The 3,009-nt window shown below is 46.4% G+C and carries 1 protein-coding gene; it reads left to right on the forward strand.

The features are described from left to right. Positions 1-3,009, forward strand: a 3,009-nt coding sequence (locus CCU_RS03980; protein WP_243440916.1) for a YodL domain-containing protein, incomplete at both ends; no start/stop codon positions are given.

A 3,009-nucleotide genomic window follows, 5' to 3' on the forward strand; every position in this document is an offset into this window, starting at 1 on the left:
GGCACCATACAAGATTAAGGAAGAACAGGAGAAACTTGATCCGGTAACGGGAGAGATCATGCTTGACAAGAACGGAATGCCCATTACGGAGGAAGTGGAGATTAAGATACCCGCCTTTCGTGTGGTTCCGGTCTTTGACGTGTCACAAACGGACGGAAAGGAACTGCCGGATATAGGGGTAAATGGGCTTTCTGGAAGCGTGGAGGACTATGAGGACTTTATGCAGGCACTTACGGAGGTTTCCCCGGTTCCCATTACCTATGAAAATATAGACGGGGATGCGAAGGGATATTTCCATACCACAGACCACCGGATTGCCATACAGGAGGGCATGAGCCAGAGCCAGACCGTAAAAACCGCTATCCATGAGGTGGCGCACGCAAAGCTCCATGACAGGGAACGGAATCAGGATATAGATAAGGTTTTAGACAAAGACCGCAACACGAAGGAAGTGGAAGCAGAGAGTGTTGCCTATACGGTGTGCCAGCACTTCGGCATTGATACCTCGGATTATTCCTTTGGGTATATCGCCGGATGGAGCAGTGACCGGGATATGAAAGAACTGAAATCTTCCCTTGATACCATACGAAAGACCGCTTCGGAGCTGATCACAGGCATTGAGGACAGGTTAGCAGAGTTACAGAAGGACAGGGCAGTGGAGCAGGAACAGAATAAGGAGAGTATTCTTCTGATACAGAATGATGATCTGACACAATACAGCCTTGTGAGTGTTGTCGGCATGGACAGACAGGAGCTTATGGATGTTCTTTCAGCCATGAGTGAGGACGATAAGCTGAGTATTCAAGCATATCTGGAGAGCAAAGGGGCATGGACTACCGAGATTGCCAATGAAGATACAAAAGAATTTGGAGAATACCACCTTGATGTCCGCTACAATATCGATACAGAGGAGCTTGTGGATATGAAAGAACGAAAGGCAATCTATGATAAGTCTATGGAGCCGATTGCCGCCGGAGATGTAGTGGTAAAATTCTCCGGTTCGATGGGAAGCGAATGGGAGATTTCCAAAATCACAAATATGTCCCCGGATGAAGTCAGAAAGCTGCTTTATGATATGGCTCTTCTTAATGAGAGTGAGTGGGACGGAGAATATAATGCGTATCTGAAAGAACATGGGGCAGAAATGACTTTGATTAGTTCCAGTGCCGGACTGAATGAACACGCACCGCAGTTTTTTGATTTTGCATATGATGCAGATACAGGCGTGAGTGCATCAACGGAATTATCTGCCATACAGCAGGTAGAGAACCTTATCAACCGCATGGAGCATGGGGCAAAGGTCTTTACGGACGATGAGAGAAATCTGATTGTGAATTACAATTACAAGCTCGATGACATGGAAAAGACAAGAGAATTGGCGGAGAAACTTGCATACATGATAGAAAATCAGCCTGTCAATGAAGCGCTTACCGTCATAGATGCACAAGCGGAGATTGATGCACTTCCGGATGGCATGATAGGTCTTTCCGAGATGCACGAGTATGGTTATTGCTGGAATGAAATGCTGCCTTTAACAAAGGATAAGGCAACAGAGCTTTTGGGGGAAGATGTGGCTGTGTATCAGCTCCATGAGGACGGTTCCGAAACGCTTATTGAAGATTTGGAAGAATTAAAGGAACATGAGGGCATTTTCGGTGTGGAAAAGGACGATTGGAGTGCCTATCTGGAACACCAGAGTATGAAACAGGAGTTAGAGGAAAGCCCTGCCAACAGGGAAGCACAGCTTTTGTTTGGCAGTGAGGACAGATTTGGCATTTATCAGCTCAAAGATACAGAGGAAGCAAGGGACATTCACTTTATGGGAATGGACTATCTTGAAAGCAAGGGCATTGCGGTCACAAAGGAGAATTATGATCTGCTTTATACCGCACCGTTAGAGGAGGGCACAAGCCTTGAAGATATTTACACCCGCTTTAATATAGATCGCCCGGCAGATTTTCGGGGACATTCCCTTTCTGTCAGTGATGTGGTGGTGCTTCATCAGAACGGAGAGAACACAAGCCATTATGTGGATTCCTTTGGTTACAGGGAGGTGCCGGAGTTTACAAAGGAGCTTATGGAAGAGCATATAAAAGAACAGACTTCGGTCATTGATGAAACGGTGGAGATTCTTTCGGAGATTGCACAGGAACACGCAGACGATGAACCGGACAGGGAAAATGAAGTGTTCCTCGTCAATTACAACGAATGGCGTGAGGTCAGTACGCTTGACTTGGAACAGAATTACTTTGCCATTGACGATCCGTATGCGGACGGGGATTTCAGGCTTTTGCATTTGCAGAACCAGATCAAGGATATCACGCCTGCAGGAGTGCATTACGATACCTATGAGGAAGCTGCTGCGGTTTTATATGAAGCGGAGCGGGAAATGGCGAATATGCCGTTTAACAAGGAAAATAACATCGGTTCCTACATGGTAAACGGAAGGGCACAGCTTGAGCGTATCATGGAAGCGAGACAGCTTCAGAAGCACATGGAGATTGAAAATGACAAGGTATCCTACTATGTCATTGCCGATTTAAGCACATGGGCAGAGAACAGCCCGGAAAGGAGCAAGCTGGAGCGTTTTGACAGCATTTCTGAAGCAATGGAAGCATTTCAGGCTTATCGTGGGAAAGATGCACAGTACAGCGATGACAAGGCAAGGACAACCTTTGGTGTCAGTGTTCATGGCATTGAGTTTGATGTGATCCATGTAAGGAATAACGAAAACGTCCTGTCCCTTGATTTTACCCACAGCAGTGAAGCAAAGGAGAGTAAGCACTTCATGGACGATTTGCAGACATTGAGTGACAGCATCGGCATCGACAAGGTAAGAGTCCACCGGGATATGTCACCGGAGGAAGTGAAAAACTTTGTGAAGCAGCGTTTTGAACATCAGTTGAAACAGGGCGGTCTTGATGATATTTCCCTTTATATGAGCCGGTTCGATACGCTCTATGAACAGGGCAAGATGGAAAAGTTAATGCCTACTGCCAACCAGAAGCA

Origin of the sequence: Coprococcus sp. ART55/1 (assembly GCF_000210595.1) — a bacterium.
Taxonomy (GTDB): Bacteria; Bacillota; Clostridia; order Lachnospirales; family Lachnospiraceae; genus Coprococcus; species Coprococcus aceti.